The sequence below is a fragment of the Angustibacter aerolatus genome, assembly GCF_054776675.1.
Genome location: NZ_BAAHBM010000147.1, coordinates 1 through 4316 on the forward strand (window position 1 = coordinate 1; position 4316 = coordinate 4316).

The window sequence follows — 4316 nt, forward strand, 5'->3', positions numbered from 1 at the left end:
CACCGCCGCGCCGGTCGCCGTCGAGGTCGCGCCGGGAGCCGGGTCACCCGGCGGGGACGTCGGGGCGGACGTCGGCACGGAGGGGCGGGCGGTGGACGGCGTCGGGGGAGCGGGCGCGCCGGTCGAGCTGGCGAGCGGCGTGGCGCTCGCGGGCGCCGGGGCCGCCGGGGTCGCGGGGGTCGCGGTGGGTGCGGCGTCGTCGGTGCAGCCGCCCAGCAGCACGACGGCGAGCAGGGCGAGCGGGGTCAGGGGCGTGCGCGGCACCCCTGCCGCATCGGCACCGGGCAGCGGCCGGTTGAGCGGACGACCACGCGCGGGGCCGGGGGTGGCGGTTCGACCCGGCTGCGGCGGGGGTGGGAGGCTGCCCGCGCGACGGCGCGACGAGGGCGCGTGCCGGGCGAGACGTGGAGGCGTGATGGACAAGGTGGTCCGTTCCGCGGCGGAGGCCGTGGCCGACGTGCGGCCGGGGTCGCTGCTGGCGGTCGGCGGGTTCGGGCTGTGCGGCATCCCGAGCGTGCTGATCCAGGCGCTGCTCGAGCAGGGGGCCGACGACCTCGAGGTGGTCTCGAACAACTGCGGCGTCGACGACTGGGGCCTCGGGCTGCTGCTGCGGGCCGGCCGGATCCGCCGGATGGTGTCGTCGTACGTCGGGGAGAACAAGGAGTTCGCGCGGCAGTACCTGTCGGGCGAGCTCGAGGTCGAGCTGACGCCGCAGGGCACGCTGGCCGAGCGGCTGCGGGCCGGCGGGTCCGGCATCCCGGCGTTCTACACGATCACCGGCGCGGGCACCCAGGTCGCCGAGGGCGGGCTGCCCTGGCGGTACGGCGCCGACGGCGAGGTCGTGGTGTCGTCGCCGCCGAAGGAGACCCACGTGTTCGACGTCGACGGCGTGCCGACCACCTTCGTGATGGAGCGGGCGATCGTCGCGGACGTCGGGCTGGTGCGGGCGTGGAAGGGCGACCGGCACGGCAACCTCGTGTTCCGCGACGCCGCCCGCAACTTCAACCCGTTGTGCGCCATGGCCGGTCGCGTCACGGTCGCCGAGGTCGAGGAGCTGGTCGAGCCCGGTGAGCTCGACCCGGGGTCGGTGCACCTGCCCGGCGTCTACGTGCACCGCGTGGTGCCGCTCACCCCGGAGCAGGCGACCGACAAGCGCATCGAGCGCCGCACCACCCGACCCCGTCCCGGAACCGTTGCAGCAGAGGGGGTCTCGGCATGAGCGAGCGCATGGGGCTGACGCGCGAGCAGATGGCGGCGCGCGCCGCGGCCGAGCTGCGCGACGGCGACTACGTGAACCTCGGCATCGGCCTGCCGACGCTGGTGCCGAACCACGTGCCGGACGACGTCGAGCTGGTGCTGCAGAGCGAGAACGGCATCCTCGGCGTCGGGCCGTACCCGTACGAGGGCGACGAGGACCCCGACCTGGTGAACGCCGGCAAGGAGACGGTGACGCTGCGGCCCGGCGCGTCGTTCTTCGACTCGGCACTGAGCTTCGGCATGATCCGGGCGGGCAAGGTCGACGCGGCGATCCTCGGTGCCATGCAGGTGTCGAGCGGCGGTGACATCGCGAACTGGATGATCCCCGGCGCGATGGTCAAGGGCATGGGCGGGGCGATGGACCTGGTGCACGGCGCCCGCCGCGTCGTGGTGCTGATGGAGCACGTGGCGCGCGACGGCAGCCCGAAGCTGGTGCGCGAGTGCACCCTGCCGCTCACCGGACGCCGGGTGGTGCACCGCGTCATCACCGACCTCGCGGTGCTCGACGTCGAGCCCGGCGACGGCACGGCCGGCGGTGCCTTCGTGCTGCGCGAGCTGGCGCCCGGGGTGAGCGTCGACGACGTCCGAGAGCGCACCGACGGCGAGCTGCGGGTCGGGCTCGACGGCTAGCCGGCCTGCGCGGCGCCGTCCGGCCGCCGGTGGAACCGCAAGCGGCGGTCGAGCAGGCCGGTGCGGGCGGCGTCCGTCGTCGTCACCACGTTGACCAGCACGGCGGTGCCGACGAGCAGCAGCGTGCCCAGCGCCGGGACGTCGTCCGGCGGCAGCCGCCAGGCCATGACCACCCGGCCGACGGCGTCGAGCAGGCTGGCCACGCCCCAGATCGTGCTCGACCGGCGCCAGAACCGGCGCCACGCGGGCTCGTCGTGCCACAGCGCCTCCCAGCCGGGCGGCCACCCCAGGCGGCCCTCGGCGATCGGGCGGCTGAAGGTGTAGTTGAGCGGCCGGGCGCCGCGCAGGCTGAGCAGGAACCAGGCGCCGCTGACGCCGGTCACGATCGACTCCTTGGCCAGCAGCAACCGCTCGCCGCCGGGCGTCACGGTCACGACGGTGCCCAGCGCCAGCATCGCGAGCAGGAACCCGGAGACGCCGTCGAGCCGCTCGCCGCGCACCAGCGGCACCAGCGCCGACCCGATCGACAGCAGCGCACCGGTGATCAGGGCCGCGCGCACGCTCGCCCCGGCCGCCCGCAGCGCGTAGTAGAGACCGGTCGACACGAGCAGGCCGACGACGAACCGCGTCGCCTTCCACGCCGTCGCCGACCGCGACCCGGTGGTCATGGTCCGGCAACGTAGCCCGGCCGACCGGTACCGGGAAGGGCTACGTGGCGCGGCGGGCGCGGTAGGCGGCGACGGCGTTGCGGTTGCCGCAGGTGGTGCTGCAGTAGCGGCGCGAGCGGTTGCGCGACAGGTCGAGCACCAGGCACTCGCAGTCGTCGTCGGCGCAGACCCCGAGGCGCGACAGCTCGTCGCCGCGCACGACGTCGACCATGGCGAGCGCGACCTCGACGAGCACGCGGGTCGCGAGCGGCGCGTCGGAGGGGACGGCGTGCACGTGCCAGTCGACGTCGCCGTGCCGCACCAGCTGCGGGACGGCGCGGGCGTCGGCGAGCATCCGGTTCAGCAGCTCGACGGCGCGGTCGCGGTCGCTGGTGAGCAGCTCGCGGAGCACCGGCCGCAGCGCCTGCACCGACGCGAGCTCGGCGGCGTCGCGGTCGTGCCGCCCGGTGGAGTCGAACTCGGTGAACCAGGCGTCGAGCTGCGCGGAGGTGGTGAGCGTGTCGGGCGGCTCGGCGCTGTTCACCAGCCACACCGCAGACCGCAGCGCGCACTCGGTGTCATGAGCGAACAACATGTTGACACGTTACACCGGCCGCCCTACGGTCATGAGTCATGACGACGATGGCTGATGACGTGCAGCGTGGTGCCGCGGCGCGCGACGGGTCGCGGACGGCGGCCGGGTTCGGGCTCGCGGTGCTCTCGGCAGCCAGCTTCGGCATGTCGGGGTCGCTCGCCAGCCGGCTCATCGAGACCGGGTGGACGCCGGGCGCGGTGGTGCTGGCCCGGCTGGGGCTGGCCGCGCTCGTGGTGGCACCGGTCTCGGCCGTGGCGCTGCGCGGTCGCTGGAACCTGCTGCGGCGCAACGGGTTCGTCATCGCGCTCTACGGGCTGCTCGCCGTCGCCGGGGCGCAGTTCTGCTACTTCTCCGCCGTGACCCGCATGCAGGTCGGGCCCGCGCTGCTCATCGAGTACACCGCGCCCGCGGCCGTCGTGGTCTGGCTCTGGGCGCGGCACGGGCAACGACCCCGCCCGCTCACCCTGGCCGGCGCCGCCCTCGCCGCGCTCGGCCTGGTGCTCGTGCTCGACCTGCTCTCGGGCGTCGACCTCGACCCGGCCGGCGTCCTGTGGGCGCTCGGGGCGATGGTCGGCGCGGCGGTCTACTTCATCGTGTCGGCCGACGAGGACACCGGCCTGCCGCCGGTCGCGCTGGTGGGTGCCGGGCTCGTCGTGGGCACCCTGGCGCTCGGCCTGCTGGGGCTGGTCGGGCTGCTGCCGATGCGGGCCGCCACCACCAGCGTCGAGTACGCCGGGGCGGACGTCGCGTGGTGGGTGCCGCTGCTGGTGCTGGGCCTGGTGACCGCAGCGCTCGCGTACGTCGTCGGCGTCGCGGCCGGGCGCCGCCTCGGGTCGCGGATGGCCTCGTTCGTCGCGCTGCTCGAGGTGGCCGCCGGCGTGCTGTTCGCCTGGCTGCTGCTCGCCCAGCTGCCCCGCGCCGTGCAGCTGCTCGGCGGCGCGCTGGTGCTCGGTGGCGTCGTCCTGGTGAAGCTCGGCGAGCCCCGCCCAGCACCTGAGACGCCCGCGACCTGATCCGCGACGGCTGACGGTGCCGTCTCCTAGGGTCTCGGCCATGCACCCGCTGCTGCGCCGCGCGCCGCGCCGGCTCCTCGCCGAGCGCGGCTGGGCGCTGCTCGTGACGGCGGCGCTGACGTTGCTGTGCGCGGCCGCCGCGGTGTCGCCGGTGTTCGCCGTGGCCGCGGGCGA

Annotated in this window: 5 protein-coding genes and 1 pseudogene; 3 read left to right on the forward strand and 3 right to left on the reverse strand. The window is 75.3% G+C overall.

Annotation, left to right across the window (positions count from 1 at the left end):
* A pseudogene (locus ACYVI6_RS18130) lies at positions 1-264 on the reverse strand (hypothetical protein); the annotation flags it as partial.
* Positions 265-415: 151 nt separating this feature from the next.
* Here ACYVI6_RS18130 and ACYVI6_RS18135 point away from each other — a divergent pair.
* Together ACYVI6_RS18135 and ACYVI6_RS18140 are read left to right on the forward strand one after the other, a co-directional pair.
* A complete protein-coding gene (locus tag ACYVI6_RS18135) occupies positions 416-1219 on the forward strand; it encodes a CoA transferase subunit A (protein ID WP_460447706.1) in 804 nt (267 codons plus the stop codon).
* Positions 1220-1227: 8 nt separating this feature from the next.
* Complete coding sequence (locus tag ACYVI6_RS18140) at positions 1228-1887, forward strand: CoA transferase subunit B (RefSeq protein ID WP_460447709.1); 660 nt, start codon at positions 1228-1230, stop codon at positions 1885-1887.
* Here ACYVI6_RS18140 and ACYVI6_RS18145 read toward each other — a convergent pair.
* The gene (locus ACYVI6_RS18145) at positions 1884-2555 is read right to left on the reverse strand and encodes a VC0807 family protein (RefSeq protein WP_284287850.1); all 672 of its coding nucleotides are present in this window, start codon (positions 2553-2555) and stop codon (positions 1884-1886) included. The genes ACYVI6_RS18140 and ACYVI6_RS18145 overlap by 4 nt on opposite strands.
* Before the next feature lie 40 nt (positions 2556-2595).
* Positions 2596-3129: a CGNR zinc finger domain-containing protein gene (locus tag ACYVI6_RS18150; protein ID WP_460447707.1), complete on the reverse strand. Its 534-nt coding sequence runs from the start codon at positions 3127-3129 to the stop codon at positions 2596-2598.
* Between the two features lie 38 nt (positions 3130-3167).
* Between ACYVI6_RS18150 and ACYVI6_RS18155 the strand changes: the two genes are divergently transcribed.
* Entirely contained in the window at positions 3168-4142 is a 975-nt protein-coding gene (locus tag ACYVI6_RS18155; protein ID WP_460447708.1) for an EamA family transporter, read from the forward strand.
* Positions 4143-4316: the final 174 nt, after the last annotated feature.

Bases quoted from the DNA above. Each gene is read 5' to 3' on its own strand.
- ACYVI6_RS18135 (WP_460447706.1), top strand. From the start codon at position 416: ATGGACAAGGTGGTCCGTTCCGCGGCGGAGGCCGTGGCCGACGTGCGG.
- ACYVI6_RS18140 (WP_460447709.1), top strand. From the start codon at position 1,228: ATGGGGCTGACGCGCGAGCAGATGGCGGCGCGCGCCGCGGCCGAGCTG.
- ACYVI6_RS18145 (WP_284287850.1), bottom strand. From the start codon at position 2,555: ATGACCACCGGGTCGCGGTCGGCGACGGCGTGGAAGGCGACGCGGTTC.
- ACYVI6_RS18150 (WP_460447707.1), bottom strand. From the start codon at position 3,129: ATGTTGTTCGCTCATGACACCGAGTGCGCGCTGCGGTCTGCGGTGTGG.
- ACYVI6_RS18155 (WP_460447708.1), top strand. From the start codon at position 3,168: ATGACGACGATGGCTGATGACGTGCAGCGTGGTGCCGCGGCGCGCGAC.